This is a genomic window from Serratia sp. T13T92 (assembly GCF_047530105.1).
GTDB classification, from domain to species: Bacteria; Pseudomonadota; Gammaproteobacteria; order Enterobacterales; family Enterobacteriaceae; genus Chania; species Chania fonticola.
Genome location: NZ_JBLJAK010000006.1, coordinates 112,989 through 129,299, shown reverse-complemented (window position 1 = coordinate 129,299; position 16,311 = coordinate 112,989). Strand labels below are relative to the sequence as shown.

At 53.8% G+C, this 16,311-nt stretch carries 14 protein-coding genes and 2 tRNA genes; 15 read left to right on the top strand and 1 reads right to left on the bottom strand.

Annotated features, from left to right (window positions below; translation table 11 throughout):
* The first annotated feature begins 271 nt into the window (after window positions 1-271).
* Window positions 272-748 carry a transcription elongation factor GreA gene (greA, locus tag ACMV5I_RS09050; protein WP_021179044.1) on the top strand — a complete coding sequence of 159 codons (477 nt, stop codon included), beginning with the start codon at window positions 272-274 and terminating at the stop codon, window positions 746-748.
* A gap of 115 nt (window positions 749-863) precedes the next feature.
* Here greA and yhbY read toward each other — a convergent pair whose 3' ends face one another.
* On the bottom strand, window positions 864-1,157 hold the full coding sequence (yhbY, locus tag ACMV5I_RS09045; RefSeq protein ID WP_121608521.1) for a ribosome assembly RNA-binding protein YhbY: 294 nt from the start codon (window positions 1,155-1,157) through the stop codon (window positions 864-866).
* Between the two features lie 143 nt (window positions 1,158-1,300).
* On the opposite strand from yhbY, the gene rlmE reads away from it, so the two are divergent.
* From rlmE to pnp, 14 genes are all read left to right on the top strand, one after another.
* Complete coding sequence (gene rlmE / locus ACMV5I_RS09040; protein ID WP_021179046.1) at window positions 1,301-1,930, top strand: 23S rRNA (uridine(2552)-2'-O)-methyltransferase RlmE; 630 nt, start codon at window positions 1,301-1,303, stop codon at window positions 1,928-1,930.
* 56 nt (window positions 1,931-1,986) lie between these two features.
* Window positions 1,987-3,918 carry an ATP-dependent zinc metalloprotease FtsH gene (gene ftsH / locus ACMV5I_RS09035; protein WP_024529076.1) on the top strand — a complete coding sequence of 644 codons (1,932 nt, stop codon included), beginning with the start codon at window positions 1,987-1,989 and terminating at the stop codon, window positions 3,916-3,918.
* A 140-nt stretch (window positions 3,919-4,058) separates the two neighbouring features.
* On the top strand, window positions 4,059-4,892 hold the full coding sequence (gene folP / locus ACMV5I_RS09030; protein ID WP_021807519.1) for a dihydropteroate synthase: 834 nt from the start codon (window positions 4,059-4,061) through the stop codon (window positions 4,890-4,892).
* Between the two features lie 7 nt (window positions 4,893-4,899).
* Window positions 4,900-6,237 (top strand): phosphoglucosamine mutase, encoded by a 1,338-nt coding sequence (gene glmM / locus ACMV5I_RS09025; protein WP_024483368.1) that lies wholly within the window; start codon window positions 4,900-4,902, stop codon window positions 6,235-6,237.
* Window positions 6,238-6,486: 249 nt separating this feature from the next.
* Complete coding sequence (secG, locus tag ACMV5I_RS09020; RefSeq protein WP_024483369.1) at window positions 6,487-6,822, top strand: preprotein translocase subunit SecG; 336 nt, start codon at window positions 6,487-6,489, stop codon at window positions 6,820-6,822.
* 69 nt (window positions 6,823-6,891) lie between these two features.
* Window positions 6,892-6,978 (top strand) — tRNA-Leu (locus tag ACMV5I_RS09015).
* 60 nt (window positions 6,979-7,038) lie between these two features.
* Window positions 7,039-7,115: transfer RNA gene (locus ACMV5I_RS09010), tRNA-Met, on the top strand.
* A gap of 217 nt (window positions 7,116-7,332) precedes the next feature.
* Window positions 7,333-7,785, top strand: coding sequence for a ribosome maturation factor RimP (gene rimP / locus ACMV5I_RS09005; protein WP_024483370.1), 453 nt, complete (start codon window positions 7,333-7,335; stop codon window positions 7,783-7,785).
* A 21-nt stretch (window positions 7,786-7,806) separates the two neighbouring features.
* On the top strand, window positions 7,807-9,315 hold the full coding sequence (gene nusA, locus ACMV5I_RS09000; protein WP_024483371.1) for a transcription termination factor NusA: 1,509 nt from the start codon (window positions 7,807-7,809) through the stop codon (window positions 9,313-9,315).
* Window positions 9,316-9,338: 23 nt separating this feature from the next.
* Window positions 9,339-12,026 carry a translation initiation factor IF-2 gene (gene infB, locus ACMV5I_RS08995; RefSeq protein WP_021807516.1) on the top strand — a complete coding sequence of 896 codons (2,688 nt, stop codon included), beginning with the start codon at window positions 9,339-9,341 and terminating at the stop codon, window positions 12,024-12,026.
* A gap of 70 nt (window positions 12,027-12,096) precedes the next feature.
* On the top strand, window positions 12,097-12,507 hold the full coding sequence (rbfA, locus tag ACMV5I_RS08990) for a 30S ribosome-binding factor RbfA (protein WP_024483372.1): 411 nt from the start codon (window positions 12,097-12,099) through the stop codon (window positions 12,505-12,507).
* Window positions 12,507-13,451, top strand: a complete 945-nt coding sequence (truB, locus tag ACMV5I_RS08985; RefSeq protein ID WP_414824174.1) for a tRNA pseudouridine(55) synthase TruB — start codon at window positions 12,507-12,509, stop codon at window positions 13,449-13,451. The genes rbfA and truB overlap by 1 nt, the downstream gene beginning before the upstream one ends.
* A gap of 115 nt (window positions 13,452-13,566) precedes the next feature.
* Window positions 13,567-13,836 carry a 30S ribosomal protein S15 gene (gene rpsO, locus ACMV5I_RS08980; protein WP_010279698.1) on the top strand — a complete coding sequence of 90 codons (270 nt, stop codon included), beginning with the start codon at window positions 13,567-13,569 and terminating at the stop codon, window positions 13,834-13,836.
* A 240-nt stretch (window positions 13,837-14,076) separates the two neighbouring features.
* Window positions 14,077-16,197 carry a polyribonucleotide nucleotidyltransferase gene (gene pnp / locus ACMV5I_RS08975; RefSeq protein ID WP_121608524.1) on the top strand — a complete coding sequence of 707 codons (2,121 nt, stop codon included), beginning with the start codon at window positions 14,077-14,079 and terminating at the stop codon, window positions 16,195-16,197.
* Window positions 16,198-16,311: the final 114 nt, after the last annotated feature.

The following is a 16,311-nucleotide window of genomic DNA, read 5'->3' as shown; positions in this document are numbered from 1 at the left end:
GGATAACGTGCTGTCATACTACGGTGCATCAAGGGATAAAGTAAACGATGACCCTTAAGGAACTCTAGGCTAAAATGCGTATCAAAATGCAAAATCGACGCTGACTTGGAGCAAACCTCCGAGCTCGGTTTCTTTTGTTTATCGCCTGGAGACGGAAGGCGCAACGCCTGCCGTAATTTCATACGAACACGTCAGGATGACGCTAATGCCCTGGGGATGCTTGCTACACCACGGGTATATTTGAACAGGATAGATTTAGAGGTATTTAACGATGAAACAGATCCCGATGACCTTGTTTGGCGCAGAACAGCTGCGTGAAGAACTAGAATATTTGAAAGGTGTGCGTCGCCCGAAAATCATTGCCGACATCGCCACCGCACGCGAACACGGTGACCTGAAAGAAAACGCCGAGTACCATGCCGCTCGTGAACAGCAGGGTTTCTGTGAAGGGCGTATCCAGGAAATCGAGGCCAAACTGTCCAATGCGCAGGTGATCGACATCACCAAAATGCCTCAGACTGGCCGCGTGATTTTTGGCGCTACCGTCTCGGTGATGAACCTGGATAGCGAAGATCAGGTGACTTACCGCATCGTGGGTGATGATGAAGCAGACTTTAAGAAAAATCTTATCTCTGTCAACTCACCGATGGCTCGTGGCCTGATTGGCAAAGAGCAGGATGATGTTGTTGTCATCAAAACCCCGGGTGGTGATGTAGAATACGAAATTCTGAAAGTGGAATATCTTTAATTTCGCCCGAGTTGGTTAAAAGTTCAGCAGGGTTTTGTAAAGAAAGGAAAAAGGCCGCAAGCGGCCTTTTATCTGAGCCCGGCGCATGGCACCGTCTCAGCAAACAGATTGCGGATTAGCGCGGCAAAGTGATCTTGCGCTCTTTCGCCGGGCGGTAAAGAATAAGCGTACTGCCGATCACTTGCACATTGCAGGCACCCGTTTCACGCACAATAGCGTCGGCGATCAGGGTTTTGGTTTCGCGATCTTCGGCAGCAATTTTTACTTTGATCAGCTCGTGATGCTCCAGAGCCAGCTCAATTTCAGCCAACACCCCTTCGGTGAGACCGTTATTACCCAGCATGACCACCGGTTTTAACGGATGTGCCAGGCCTTTCAGGTGTTGTTTTTGTTTATTATTCAGATTCATTGTCTTTTTTGCTTAAGTTGGGATTGAAAACGGTACATTCTACCGCCATCTCATGTGTATCACCAAATCGGTCTGCACCGAATTGAGTTTACGTGAGAAGCGAACCTGGCATGAGACTCTTTTTAGGATAGTTGGAATACTCGATGGCAAATAAAAAGCGTTCGGCCAGTTCCAGTCGCTGGCTCCAAGAACACTTTAGCGATAAATATGTGCTTCAGGCGCAGAAAAAAGGGCTGCGCTCGCGCGCCTGGTTTAAACTTGATGAAATACAGCAAAGTGACAAACTGTTCAAGCCGGGTATGACGGTCGTTGATTTGGGGGCTGCACCGGGCGGTTGGTCGCAATATGTGGTAACCCAGATTGGTGGTAACGGGCGTATCATTGCCTGTGATATTTTGCCAATGGATCCTATCGTTGGCGTCGATTTCCTTCAGGGCGATTTTCGTGATGAACTGGTCCTCAAAGCACTGTTGGAACGTGTAGGTGATAGTAAGGTTCAGGTAGTCATGTCTGACATGGCCCCGAATATGAGCGGCACCCCGGCGGTCGATATCCCAAAATCGATGTATCTGGTGGAATTAGCACTGGAAATGTGTCGTGATGTTCTCGCACCAGGCGGTAGTTTCCTGGTGAAGGTGTTCCAGGGAGATGGTTTTGACGAGTACCTACGGGAAATTCGCTCCCTGTTTACGAAGGTTAAGATTCGTAAGCCAGACGCTTCTCGCGCACGTTCGCGTGAAGTGTACATTGTAGCGACAGGGCGGAAACTGTAGTACCCTAACGCTGTTTGTTAACACAGTTGTAATATGAGGTTAATCCCTTGAGTGACATGGCGAAAAACCTAATTCTCTGGCTAGTCATCGCGGTCGTTTTGATGTCGGTATTCCAGAGCTTTGGGCCCAGCGAGTCTAATGGCCGTAGGGTAGATTACTCTACCTTCATGACCGAACTGACCCAAGATCAGATCCGTGAAGCGCGCATTAATGGGCGTGAAATCAACGTTGTCCGTAAAGACAGCAACAAGTACACCACTTACATTCCGGTCAACGATCCGAAGTTGCTGGATACGTTGTTAACCAAAAACGTGAAAGTTGTTGGTGAGCCACCGGAAGAGCCAAGTTTGCTGGCTTCCATCTTTATTTCCTGGTTCCCAATGCTGTTGTTGATTGGGGTCTGGATCTTCTTCATGCGGCAAATGCAGGGCGGCGGCGGCAAGGGCGCGATGTCCTTCGGCAAGAGCAAGGCCCGTATGCTGACGGAAGACCAGATTAAAACCACTTTTGCCGACGTTGCAGGCTGTGACGAAGCAAAAGAAGAAGTGAGTGAACTGGTAGACTACCTGCGCGAACCGAGCCGTTTCCAGAAGCTGGGCGGTAAGATCCCGAAAGGCGTGCTGATGGTTGGCCCTCCGGGTACCGGTAAAACCCTGCTGGCGAAAGCGATTGCCGGCGAGGCGAAAGTCCCGTTCTTCACCATTTCTGGTTCTGACTTCGTCGAAATGTTCGTCGGTGTGGGTGCATCCCGAGTCCGTGACATGTTCGAACAGGCCAAGAAAGCGGCACCGTGCATCATCTTTATTGATGAAATCGACGCCGTAGGTCGCCAACGTGGCGCAGGTCTGGGCGGTGGTCACGATGAACGTGAGCAAACGCTGAACCAGATGCTGGTTGAGATGGACGGCTTTGAAGGCAACGAAGGCATTATCGTCATCGCGGCAACCAACCGTCCTGACGTACTGGACCCTGCGTTACTGCGTCCAGGCCGTTTCGACCGCCAAGTGGTGGTTGGGCTGCCAGACGTGCGTGGCCGTGAGCAAATCCTGAAGGTGCACTCCCGTCGCGTGCCGTTGGCGCCAGATGTTGATGCTTCTGTGCTTGCACGTGGTACTCCGGGCTTCTCCGGTGCGGACTTGGCCAACCTGGTCAACGAAGCGGCCCTGTTCGCAGCACGTGGCAACAAGCGCGTGGTGTCGATGGTGGAATTCGAAAAAGCCAAAGACAAGATCATGATGGGTGCGGAACGTCGCTCCATGGTGATGACGGAAGCACAGAAAGAATCGACCGCCTATCACGAAGCGGGCCACGCCATCATTGGCCGCCTGGTTCCTGAGCATGACCCGGTGCATAAAGTCACGATTATTCCTCGTGGCCGTGCGCTCGGCGTGACCTTCTTCCTGCCGGAAGGGGATGCGATCAGCGCCAGCCGTCAGAAGCTGGAAAGCCAAATCTCCACCCTGTACGGTGGCCGTCTGGCAGAAGAAATTATTTACGGGCCGGAAAAAGTCTCTACCGGTGCATCGAACGACATTAAAGTCGCTACCTCGATCGCTCGCAATATGGTGACCCAATGGGGCTTCTCTGAGAAGCTGGGGCCATTGCTGTATGCGGAAGAAGAGGGCGAGGTGTTCCTGGGCCGTTCCGTGGCCAAGGCGAAACACATGTCGGACGAAACCGCACGTATCATCGACCAGGAAGTCAAATCCCTGATTGAGCGCAACTACATTCGCGCACGTGCGTTGCTGATGGAAAACATGGACATCCTGCATTCGATGAAAGATGCACTGATGAAATATGAAACCATCGATGCACCACAGATCGACGACCTGATGAACCGTAAAGATGTGCGTCCGCCAGCAGGTTGGGACGACGTGGCGAAAAGCAACAACTCCGACAACGGTGGCACACCAAAAGCACCAACGCCGGTAGATGAGCCGCGTACGCCAAACCCAGGCAACACCATGTCTGAACAGCTCGACAAGTAATATCGGCTGTAGCGTAAAATAAAACCCCGGCCAGCCGGGGTTTTTTATTGCTGGCTGAAAATTGCTACCTCTCCTTGGGTGAGAGGGGCGGGATCCACTCCAGGCAACAGTAGTAGTATTGACTCCAAGGTAGATTAATCATGCAGTTAACCGTGCGCGACCAAATCCTCGATCTCAACCATCCTCGGGTGATGGGGATCCTCAATGTTACGCCAGACTCCTTCTCTGACGGCGGGCGGCATAATTCGCTGAATGATGCTCTACTGCATGCGCATGCGCTGATTTCGGCGGGTGCAACGATGATCGATGTGGGTGGCGAGTCCACGCGCCCGGGCGCTGCTGAGGTTAGTGAAGAGGAAGAGATTGAGCGCGTTGTGCCGGTAGTGGAAGCCTTGGCGCAGCGGTTTGAGATTTTTATCTCGGTGGATACCTCAAAAGCTGGCGTGATCCGCGAATCCGCTAAAGCCGGTGCGCACCTGATCAACGACGTTCGCTCGTTGCAGGAGCCTGGTGCGCTGCAGGCTGCCGCCGAAAGCGGTCTGCCAGTCTGCCTGATGCATATGCAAGGCGAGCCGCGTACCATGCAACAGGCACCGCATTACGATGACCTGATGGCGGACGTAAATGCGTTTTTCCAGCACCATATCGACCGCTGTATTGCAGGCGGCATAGCAAAACAGAAATTGTTACTCGACCCAGGCTTCGGTTTCGGTAAGAATTTAGCGCATAATTATCAGCTTCTGGCCCGATTGGCGGAATTTCATCACTTTGGCTTGCCACTGTTGGTGGGGATGTCGCGTAAATCGATGATTGGGCAGCTATTGAATGTCCCACCCGAACAGCGGGTTATCGGCAGCGTTGCCTGTGCGGTGATTGCCGCGATGCAGGGGGCGCAGATAGTCAGAGTGCATGATGTCAAAGAAACCGTCGAGGCGATGCGTGTCGTCGAGGCAACACTTTCAGCTAAGGGATAGTAGAAACATGAGCGAACGCAAATACTTTGGTACCGACGGCATTCGTGGCAAGGTGGGTGACAGCCCGATAACCCCAGAGTTCGTCCTCAAGTTGGGCTGGGCGGCCGGCAAGGTATTGGCGCGCCATGGCTCCCGCAAAATCATCATCGGTAAAGATACCCGTATCTCAGGCTATATGCTGGAGTCAGCGCTGGAGGCCGGTTTAGCGGCTGCGGGGCTGTCTGCTTCGTTTACCGGCCCGATGCCAACCCCTGCGGTGGCTTATCTGACCAGAACTTTCCGTGCGGAAGCCGGGATCGTGATTTCTGCCTCACATAACCCGTTCTATGATAACGGCATCAAGTTCTTCTCCATCGATGGCGCCAAACTGCCAGACGATGTGGAAGAAGCGATTGAAGCGGAAATGGAAAAACCGCTGACCTGCGTCGAATCTGCCGAGTTGGGTAAAGCCAGCCGCATTGTCGATGCCGCTGGGCGCTATATCGAATTCTGTAAAGGCACCTTCCCGAGCGAACTGAGCCTGAACGGGCTGAAGATCGTGGTGGACTGCGCCAACGGCGCTACCTATCACATTGCCCCAAGCGTTTTGCGTGAGCTGGGCGCCACGGTGATCGCTATCGGCTGTGAGCCGGATGGCATGAACATCAACGAAGAGTGTGGCGCTACCGATGTACGTCAACTGCAGGCGCGCGTGCTGGAAGAACAGGCACACGTTGGCCTGGCCTTTGATGGCGATGGCGACCGCGTGATGATGGTGGATCACCTGGGTAACAAGGTCGACGGCGATCAGATCCTCTACATCATCGCTCGTGAAGGCCTGCGCCAAGGGCAGCTGCGCGGCGGTGCCGTGGGCACCCTGATGAGCAACATGGGTCTGGAGCTGGCACTGAAGCAACTCGGCATCCCGTTTGCCCGTGCCAAGGTGGGTGACCGCTACGTACTGGAAAAACTGCAAGAGTTGGGCTGGCGCATTGGGGCGGAAAACTCCGGCCACGTGATCCTGTTGGACAAAACCACCACCGGGGACGGTATCGTCGCTGGCCTGCAAGTGTTGACGGCAATCGTGCGGAATAACATGAGCCTGCACGACCTGTGCAGCGGTATGAAATTATTGCCACAGATCCTGGTCAACGTGCGCTTTGTCGGTGAGCATAACCCGCTGGAGTCAGAGGCGGTGTTGAAGGTCGCTGAGCAGGTCGAAGCCGAATTGGCGGGTCGTGGCCGCGTATTGCTGCGTAAATCGGGCACTGAACCGCTGATCCGCGTGATGGTGGAAGGCGAAGATGAACAGCAGGTTATCGCGTTGGCGCACCGTATCGCCGATGCGGTCAAGCTGGCAGGTTAACACGCTGTTTTTACGCAGGTACGCTGTCACTGCCTGCGTAATTTCCCGATTAACCCTGCTTTTGCTGTTTTTTTCCGCAAACGCATCGGCGGTTGCAAATTGCCCTTGCGCGCTCAGGCGGCTTTGGTTAGTATTCACACCCGCTTCAGTGGGCTGTTTTAGTGACACGCCACGCCTTCTTTAGTTTGGAAGCATCTGGGGTGAGAAGCATTTGGCACGCGGTGAACCCGCAAGGATACAGGTACCACTATGTACGAAGCTCTTCTGGTAATTTTCTTGCTGATATCGATCGGGCTAGTCGCTCTGATCATGCTACAGCAAGGTAAAGGCGCTGATATGGGAGCCTCATTCGGAGCAGGTGCTTCTGGCACATTCTTCGGATCGACCGGTTCAGGCAACTTTATGACCCGCATGACGGCTGTTCTGGCGACGCTGTTCTTCGTCATCAGTCTGATCCTGGGCAACCTGAGCACCAATCAGGGCAAGAAAGGCAGCGAGTGGGAAAACCTGGGTCAGCCAGCGCAAACTGAGCAGACCAGCACTCCGGCAGCACCAGCTAAACCGGTCAGTGATATCCCGCAGTAAGCCGCTGAAAAGTTTTAAAACGGTTGTTTTCGACCTCAATAGAAACAGCCGTTAGCAGTAAAAATCAGTACCGAGGTGGTGGAATTGGTAGACACGCTACCTTGAGGTGGTAGTGCCCTAACGGGCTTGTGGGTTCGAGTCCCATCCTCGGTACCAAATCCCAGAGATAACTTGCGTTTTTGCAATTATCGGCGTAATATTTGCCACGTTTTCGGACGCGGGGTGGAGCAGCCTGGTAGCTCGTCGGGCTCATAACCCGAAGGTCATCGGTTCAAATCCGGCCCCCGCAACCACTTTCCTTTAAGTGTCTATTTTCAAATACACTTTTCGATTGAATTCCGCTTTTCTCGATCAACATTTGAAAATGACACTTGCTAGAAAGTTGCACCGAAGCCGCTTTGCGGCAAACAGGGTCCAGTTGCATAAAGCCCCGAATTTTCGGGGTTTTTTGTTATTTGGCAACAGAATCACTGGGCTATTAGGCCCTTTTTTTATGTCTTGGGGGTGGGCTTGTCCACATTAGAGCAAAAATTAACAGAGATGCTTTCCGCACCGGTAGAGGCGTTGGGCTTTGAGCTCGTAGGCATCGAATTTATTCGGGCGCGCCAATCGACACTACGCATCTATATTGATAGTGACAACGGAATCAATGTTGATGATTGCGCTGATGTCAGCCACCAGGTCAGCGCTGTACTGGACGTCGAAGATCCGATCACGGTCGCTTACAACCTGGAAGTCTCCTCTCCTGGCCTTGAGCGCCCTATGTTTACCGCGGAACACTATCAACGTTTTCTCGGTGACGAAGTCAGCGTTGTTCTGCGTATGGCGATACAAAACCGCCGCAAATGGCAGGGCATCATCAAGTCTGTAGAAGGCGAGATGATCACGGTTACTGTGGATGGGAAAGATGAAGTGTTCGCGCTGAGTAATATTCAGAAAGCGAACCTGGTACCCCACTTTTAAAGTTTGGATGAGGCAACTAGGATGAACAAAGAGATTCTGGCTGTTGTTGAAGCAGTTTCCAATGAAAAATCCCTACCACGTGAGAAGATTTTCGAAGCCCTGGAAACCGCTTTAGCCACCGCCACCAAGAAAAAATATGAGCAGGAAATCGAGGTCCGTGTCAGCATTGACCGTAAGACTGGCGATTTCGACACCTTCCGCCGTTGGGTTGCCGTTGATGAAGTGACCCAGCCAACGCGTGAGATCACGCTGGAAGCTGCACAGTATGAAGATCCGTCTATGGAATTGGGCGGTTATATCGAAGATCAGATTGAATCTGTGACCTTCGACCGTATCACCACTCAGACCGCGAAGCAGGTCATCGTACAGAAAGTGCGTGAAGCCGAGCGTGCGATGGTGGTTGATGCCTTCCGCCAACACGAAGGTGAGATCGTCACCGGCGTGGTGAAAAAAGTTAACCGTGACAGCATAGCGCTGGATCTGGGTAGCAACGCCGAAGCGGTCATTGGCCGTGAAGACATGCTGCCACGCGAAAACTTCCGCCCGGGTGACCGTATCCGCGGTGTACTGTACGCAGTTCGTCCGGAAGCGCGCGGTGCGCAACTGTTCGTCAGCCGTTCCAGCCCGGATATGCTCAAAGAGCTGTTCCGCATCGAAGTGCCGGAAATTGGCGAAGAAGTGATTGAGATTAAAGCGGCAGCCCGTGATCCTGGCTCCCGTGCAAAAATTGCCGTGAAAACCAACGACAAGCGTATCGACCCGGTCGGTGCCTGTGTCGGTATGCGCGGTGCCCGCGTCCAGGCCGTTTCGAGCGAGCTTGGCGGGGAACGTATTGATATCATCCTGTGGGATGATAACCCTGCACAGTTCGTCATTAACGCCATGGCCCCGGCAGATGTTGCCTCGATCGTGGTGGATGAAGATCGGTGCACGATGGACATCGCCGTTGAAGCCAGCAACCTGGCACAGGCGATCGGCCGTAATGGCCAAAACGTGCGTTTAGCTTCCCAACTGTTGAAACAGCATCGTGATGATGATCGCTGGGAACTGAACGTGATGACGGCGGACGATCTGCAGGCCAAGCATCAGGCCGAGGCTCATGCCGCCATTGATACCTTCACCAAGTATCTTGATATCGACGAAGATTTCGCCACCGTTCTGGTCGAAGAAGGCTTCTCTACGCTGGAAGAACTGGCTTACGTGCCAATCAAAGAGCTGCTGGAAATCGACGGTCTGGATGAAGATATGGTTGAAGCGTTGCGCGATCGCGCCAAAGCTGCATTGACCACGCTGGCCCTGGCACAGGAAGAAAGCCTGGGCGACCAAAAACCTGCTGATGATTTGCTCAACCTTCCGGGTCTTGAGCGCAGCATGGCCTTTAAACTGGCCGCGCGTGGGGTTTGTACGCTGGAAGATCTTGCCGAGCAGGGTGTTGACGATCTGGCTGATATTGAAGGGCTTAGCGATGAGCAAGCCGGCGAGCTGATTATGGCCGCACGTAATATCTGTTGGTTTGGCGACAACGCGTAATAACTGTAGCAGGAAGGAACAGCATGACGACAGATGTAACCGTAAAATCGCTGGCAGCAGAGATACAGACACCGGTTGATCGCCTGGTACAGCAGTTTGCTGATGCAGGGATCAACAAGTCTGAGACCGACTCTGTGACACAGCATGAGAAAGAAACCTTATTGGCGCACCTGAACCGTGAACACGGTAGTGCGCCAAGCAAACTCACGTTGCAGCGCAAAACGCGCAGCACTTTGAATATTCCGAGCACCGGCGGTAAGAGTAAATCGGTGCAAATTGAGGTCCGCAAGAAACGCACTTATGTAAATCGCGATCCGCAGGAAGCCCAACAGGCTGAAGCGGCTGAGCAGGCACAGCGTGAAGCGGAAGAGCAGGCAAGGCGCGAAGCGGAAGAGCTAGCGAAACGCGAAGCAGAAGCTAAGCGCGCAGCCGAAGAGCAAGCCAAACGTGAGGCCGCGGAGATTGCTAAGCGTAATTCAGCGGAAAAAGAAAAAGTGACCAATCAACATACCGACGAAATGACCAAGCCAGCTCAGGCAGAAAAAGCACGCCGTGAAGCCGAAGCCGCCGAACTGAAACGTAAAGCGGAAGAAGAAGTACGCCGTAAGGTGGAAGAAGACGCCAAACGCGTAGCGGAAGAAGCGCGCCGTATGGCCGAAGAAAACGGTGAGAAGTGGGCCGAAGCCGAAGCAGCAAGCGCTGCGGTTGAAACAGCCGACTACCACGTAACCACCTCAGAGCACGCTCGTGCTGCCGAAGACGAAAACGACGCTAAAGTTGAAGGTGAGCGCCGTAGCCGTACTCGCGGTGGCAAAGCGACCAAACAGAAGAAAGGCAACAAGCTCTCCGAGTCTAAAGCAGACCGCGAAGAAGCTCGCACCATGACCCGTGGCGGTAAAGGCAAGCGTAAGCCAAGCACCCTGCAGCAGGGCTTTAACAAGCCAGCTCAGGTAGTGAACCGTGACGTGGTGATCGGCGAAACCATCACCGTTGCCGAACTGGCTAACAAGATGGCGGTAAAAGGTTCTCAGGTCATCAAAGCGATGATGAAGCTGGGCGCCATGGCCACCATCAACCAGGTCATCGACCAGGAAACCGCACAGCTGGTTGCCGAAGAGATGGGCCACAAAGTTATCCTGCGTCGTGAGAACGAGCTGGAAGAAGCGCTGATGAGCGACCGTGACACCGGCGCCGGTGCCGAGTCTCGTGCGCCAGTCGTGACCATCATGGGCCACGTTGACCATGGTAAAACCTCTCTGCTCGACTACATCCGCTCCACCAAGGTGGCAGTTGGCGAAGCCGGTGGTATTACCCAGCACATCGGTGCTTACCACGTAGAAACCGAAAACGGCATGATCACCTTCCTGGATACCCCAGGCCACGCAGCGTTTACCTCAATGCGTGCTCGTGGTGCTCAGGCGACCGATATCGTGGTTCTGGTAGTAGCAGCAGACGACGGCGTGATGCCACAAACCATCGAAGCCATTCAGCATGCTCAGGCGGCTAAAGTGCCATTGGTGGTTGCGGTTAACAAAATTGACAAGCCAGAAGCCGATCCAGACCGCGTCAAGCAAGAGCTGTCTCAGTATGGCGTTATGCCAGAAGAGTGGGGCGGTGAAGCTCAGTTCGTTCACGTATCTGCGAAAGCCGGTACCGGTATCGACGAACTGTTGAACGCTATCCTGCTGCAGGCCGAAGTTCTCGAACTGAAAGCGGTTCGTAGCGGCATGGCGAGCGGTGTGGTAATCGAATCCTTCCTGGATAAAGGCCGTGGCCCAGTGGCTACCGTACTGGTACAGGAAGGGACGCTGAACAAGGGCGATATCGTCCTGTGTGGCTTCGAGTATGGCCGTGTTCGTGCGATGCGTGACGAATTGGGTCGTGAAGTGACCTCTGCGGGTCCTTCTATCCCAGTTGAGATCCTGGGCCTGTCCAGCGTTCCTGCTGCGGGTGACGAAGCGACCGTAGTGCGTGACGAGAAGAAAGCGCGTGAAGTTGCGCTGTACCGTCAAGGCAAGTTCCGCGAAGTTAAACTGGCTCGCCAGCAGAAATCTAAACTGGAGAACATGTTCGCGAACATGACCGAAGGTGAAGTTTCTGAACTGAACATCGTGCTGAAAACCGACGTACAGGGTACCTGTGAAGCGATTTCCGATTCACTGCAGAAACTCTCCACCGACGAAGTGAAAGTGAAGATTGTGGGTTCTGGCGTAGGTGGTATCACCGAAACCGACGCGACCCTGGCTGCGGCATCCAACGCCATCATCCTGGGCTTCAACGTGCGTGCGGATGCTTCTGCCCGCCGCGTGATTGAGTCAGAAAGCCTGGATCTGCGTTACTACTCCGTGATCTATAACCTGATCGACGAAGTGAAGCAGGCGATGAGCGGTATGTTGGCGCCTGAGTACAAACAGCAGATCATCGGTCTGGCTGAAGTACGTGATGTGTTCAAATCACCTAAGTTCGGCGCTGTTGCCGGCTGTATGGTGACCGAAGGCAACATCAAGCGTCACAACCCAATCCGCGTGCTGCGTGACAACGTGGTTATCTATGAAGGCGAGCTGGAATCCCTGCGCCGCTTCAAAGATGACGTTAACGAAGTCCGTAACGGTATGGAATGTGGTATCGGCGTTAAGAACTACAACGACGTGCGCGTTGGCGACATGATCGAAGTGTTCGAAATCATCGAGATCCAGCGTACTATCGCTTAAGCCTCGAAAAACGCTTAAATCTGTTTTTAGGGGGGCCTTGTGCCCCCCGATTTGTCTGGAGGGTTTCCAAATGGCAAAAGAATTCAGCCGCGGTCAACGCGTGGCACAAGAAATGCAAAAAGAGATTGCGATGATCTTGCAGCGTGAAGTCAAAGATCCGCGTGTCGGCATGGCTACCGTTTCAGGTGTTGAAGTGTCTCGCGATCTGGCTTACGCCAAAGTTTACGTCACCTTCCTGAACGTGCTGACCGAAAACCACGATCCGGATCTGGTGACCAACGGCATTAAAGCGTTGCAGGATGCCTCTGGCTATATCCGTACGCTGCTGGGCAAAGCGATGCGCCTGCGCGTAGTGCCGGAACTGACCTTCTCCTACGATAACTCACTGGTTGAAGGCATGCGTATGTCCAACCTGGTGACCAACGTAGTGAAGAGCGATGCCGAACGTCGCAATGCATCAGGCGATGAAGAGGAGGCTTAATGAGTCGCCCTCGCCGTCGCGGCCGTGACATTCACGGCGTACTGCTGCTGGACAAACCGCAGGGCTTGTCGTCTAACGATGCCCTGCAAAAAGTAAAGCGTATCTACAATGCCAACCGCGCGGGCCACACCGGCGCGCTCGATCCACTGGCGACCGGTATGCTGCCAATCTGTCTGGGTGAGGCCACCAAGTTCTCCCAGTACCTGCTCGATTCCGATAAGCGTTACCGCGTGATTGCCCGTTTGGGCCAGCGCACGGACACCTCGGATGCCGATGGCCAGATCGTGCAGGAGCGGCCGGTAAACTTCACTCAAGCGCAGCTCGATACCGCGCTGGACACCTTCAGGGGTAACATCCAGCAGGTGCCTTCGATGTATTCCGCACTGAAATACCAGGGCAAAAAGCTGTACGAATATGCTCGCCAGGGTATCGAAGTCCCACGTGAAGCACGTAGTATCACCGTGTATGAGTTGCAGTTTATCCGCTGGGAAGGGGATGAGCTTGAGCTGGAAATTCACTGCTCAAAAGGCACCTACATCCGTACCATCACGGATGACCTCGGTGAACTACTGGGCTGTGGAGCGCACGTGATTTATCTGCGCCGTCTGCAGGTGGCGAAGTACCCGATCGCCCGCATGATCACGTTGGAACAGCTGAATGCGCTAGTGCAGCAGGCACAGGAGCAGAGCATTGCGCCGAGCGAACTGCTCGATCCGTTGCTGATGCCGATGGACAGCCCGGCCGAAGACTTCCCTGAAGTGAACCTACTGCCAGCGGTAGCGGGTTACGTCAAGCAAGGGCAGCCGGTGCAGGCCGCAGGGGCTCCGGCCTCGGGTCTGGTGCGCATTACCGAAGGCGAAGAACGTAAATTTATCGGCATTGGCGAGATTGCTGATGATGGCCGAGTCGCGCCGCGCCGCCTGGTTGTCGAATATTTCGACTGACCTGCCCGCCTTGCGATCGCCCTGCGCTAAGAGTAGAATGGCGCAGCTTATGCATTGGGTTGCTGAATTAGAGATCGGCGCCTGTATTTATTATCTATAATTTTGGAGTATGACAATGTCTCTAAGTGTTGAAGCTAAAGCTAAAATCGTAGCTGACTTCGGTCGTGGTACTAACGACAGCGGTTCTACCGAAGTTCAGGTTGCCCTGTTGACTGCGCAGATCAACCATCTGCAAGGCCACTTCTCAGAGCACAAAAAAGATCACCACAGCCGTCGTGGTCTGCTGCGTATGGTTTCTCAGCGTCGTAAGCTGCTGGACTACCTGAAGCGTAAAGATGTAGCACGTTACACCAGCCTGATCGAGCGTCTGGGTCTGCGTCGCTAATCGAGCAAGTTTCAGTAGAAAGGGGCCAAATGTGGCCCCTTTCTTCTAGGAAGCATAAGCAAATCAGGTTAATGTATTACTGAGGATCTTCCGTTACAGAGGTTCGCGCGGCTAATGAGAGGCTTTATCTCATGAGAGATAAGGATTGTCATTAGTCGCGAGGATGTAGTGAGAAGGTCAGTGAACCACAGGCGTGTCGAGTCGAAGAACGATTGCGCGCCACCAATTAAGGATTAAATTTTGCTGACTCCGATTATTCGCAAATTCCAGTATGGCCAACACACCGTGACGCTTGAGACCGGTATGATGGCACGTCAAGCCACTGCTGCCGTGATGGTGAGCATGGATGACACCGCAGTATTCGTCACCGTAGTAGGCCAGAAGAAAGCCAAACCAGGCCAGAGCTTCTTCCCTCTGACCGTGAACTATCAGGAGCGTACCTACGCTGCTGGCCGTATCCCGGGTAGCTTCTTCCGTCGTGAAGGCCGTCCGAGCGAAGGCGAAACCCTGACTTCCCGTCTGATTGACCGCCCGATCCGCCCACTGTTCCCAGATAGTTTCCTGAACGAAGTGCAAGTGATCGCCACCGTGGTTTCCGTGAACCCACAGGTAAACCCAGACATCGTAGCGATGATCGGTGCCTCTGCTGCCCTGAGCCTGTCCGGTATTCCGTTCAATGGCCCAATCGGTTCTGCTCGCGTGGGTTACATCAACAATCAGTACGTACTGAACCCAACCACTGACGAGCTGAAAGAAAGCAGCCTGGATCTGGTGGTTGCCGGTACCGCTGGTGCAGTACTGATGGTGGAATCCGAAGCTGACGTGCTGAGCGAAGATCAGATGCTGGGCGCAGTCGTGTTTGGCCATGACCAACAGCAAATCGTTATCGAAAACATTAACGCTCTGGTTGCTGAAGCAGGCAAGCCGAAGTGGGATTGGCAGGCACCAGCGGTTAACGAAGCGCTGCATGCGCGCGTAACCGAGCTGGCCGAAAGCCGTCTGGGCGATGCTTACCACATCACCGAAAAACAAGAGCGTTACGCTCAGGTTGATGCGATCAAAGACAGCGTAGTGGAAACTCTGCTGGCGCAAGACGAGACTCTGGACGCGTCTGAAATTCAGGACATCCTGGGCACCGTTGAGAAAAACGTCGTACGTAGCCGTGTGCTGCGTGGCGAGCCGCGTATCGATGGCCGCGAGAAAGACATGATCCGTGGTCTGGACGTGCGCACTGGCGTTCTGCCACGTACCCACGGTTCCGCACTGTTCACTCGTGGTGAAACTCAGGCGCTGGTTACTGCCACTCTGGGTACCGCGCGTGACGCACAGAACATCGACGAGCTGATGGGCGAGAAAACCGACAGCTTCCTGTTCCACTACAACTTCCCTCCGTACTCTGTTGGTGAAACCGGCATGGTTGGTTCGCCGAAGCGTCGTGAAATCGGTCATGGTCGTCTGGCAAAACGTGGCGTTTTAGCTATGATGCCTAAACCAGAAGATTTCCCGTACACCGTGCGTGTGGTGTCCGAAATCACCGAATCCAACGGTTCTTCTTCAATGGCTTCCGTTTGTGGTGCTTCTCTGGCACTGATGGATGCAGGTGTGCCAATCAAGGCAGCCGTTGCGGGTATCGCAATGGGCCTGGTGAAGGAAGACGAAAACTTTGTCGTACTGTCTGATATTCTGGGTGACGAAGATCACCTGGGCGACATGGACTTCAAAGTGGCCGGTAGCCGCGATGGTATCACCGCGCTGCAGATGGACATTAAAATTGAAGGTATCACCCGCGAAATCATGCAGGTGGCTCTGAATCAGGCCAAAGGTGCTCGTCTGCACATTCTGGGCGTGATGGAACAGGCTATCAGCACGCCACGTGGCGATATCTCCGAGTTCGCACCGCGTATTCACACCATCAAGATCAATCCAGACAAGATCAAAGATGTGATCGGTAAAGGTGGTTCAGTCATCCGTGCGTTGACCGAAGAAACTGGCACCACCATCGAAATTGAAGATGACGGTACAGTGAAGATTGCTGCGACCGACGGCGACAAAGCGAAGTTCGCTATCCGCCGCATCGAAGAGATCACCGCTGAGATCGAAGTTGGCCGTGTGTATCAGGGTAAAGTGACCCGTATCGTTGATTTTGGTGCCTTCGTGGCCATCGGCGGCGGTAAAGAAGGCCTGGTGCATATCTCTCAAATCGCCGACAAGCGCGTTGAGAAAGTGACCGACTATCTGCAGATGGGTCAGGAAGTACCGGTTAAGGTAATGGAAGTTGATCGCCAGGGCCGTGTGCGCCTGAGCATCAAAGAAGCTACAGCGCCAGAATCCGCTGCGGCTCCAGCACCAGAAGCAGAATAACTGTATCAACAGTTTTACAGCTCCCTGCCGTAGGGCAGGGGCTGTTCTTATCACGTGGGTAGGATACTCGCGTATTAGCAAGCGGAGGACAGGACGTTCATCCAATGTTTGTCT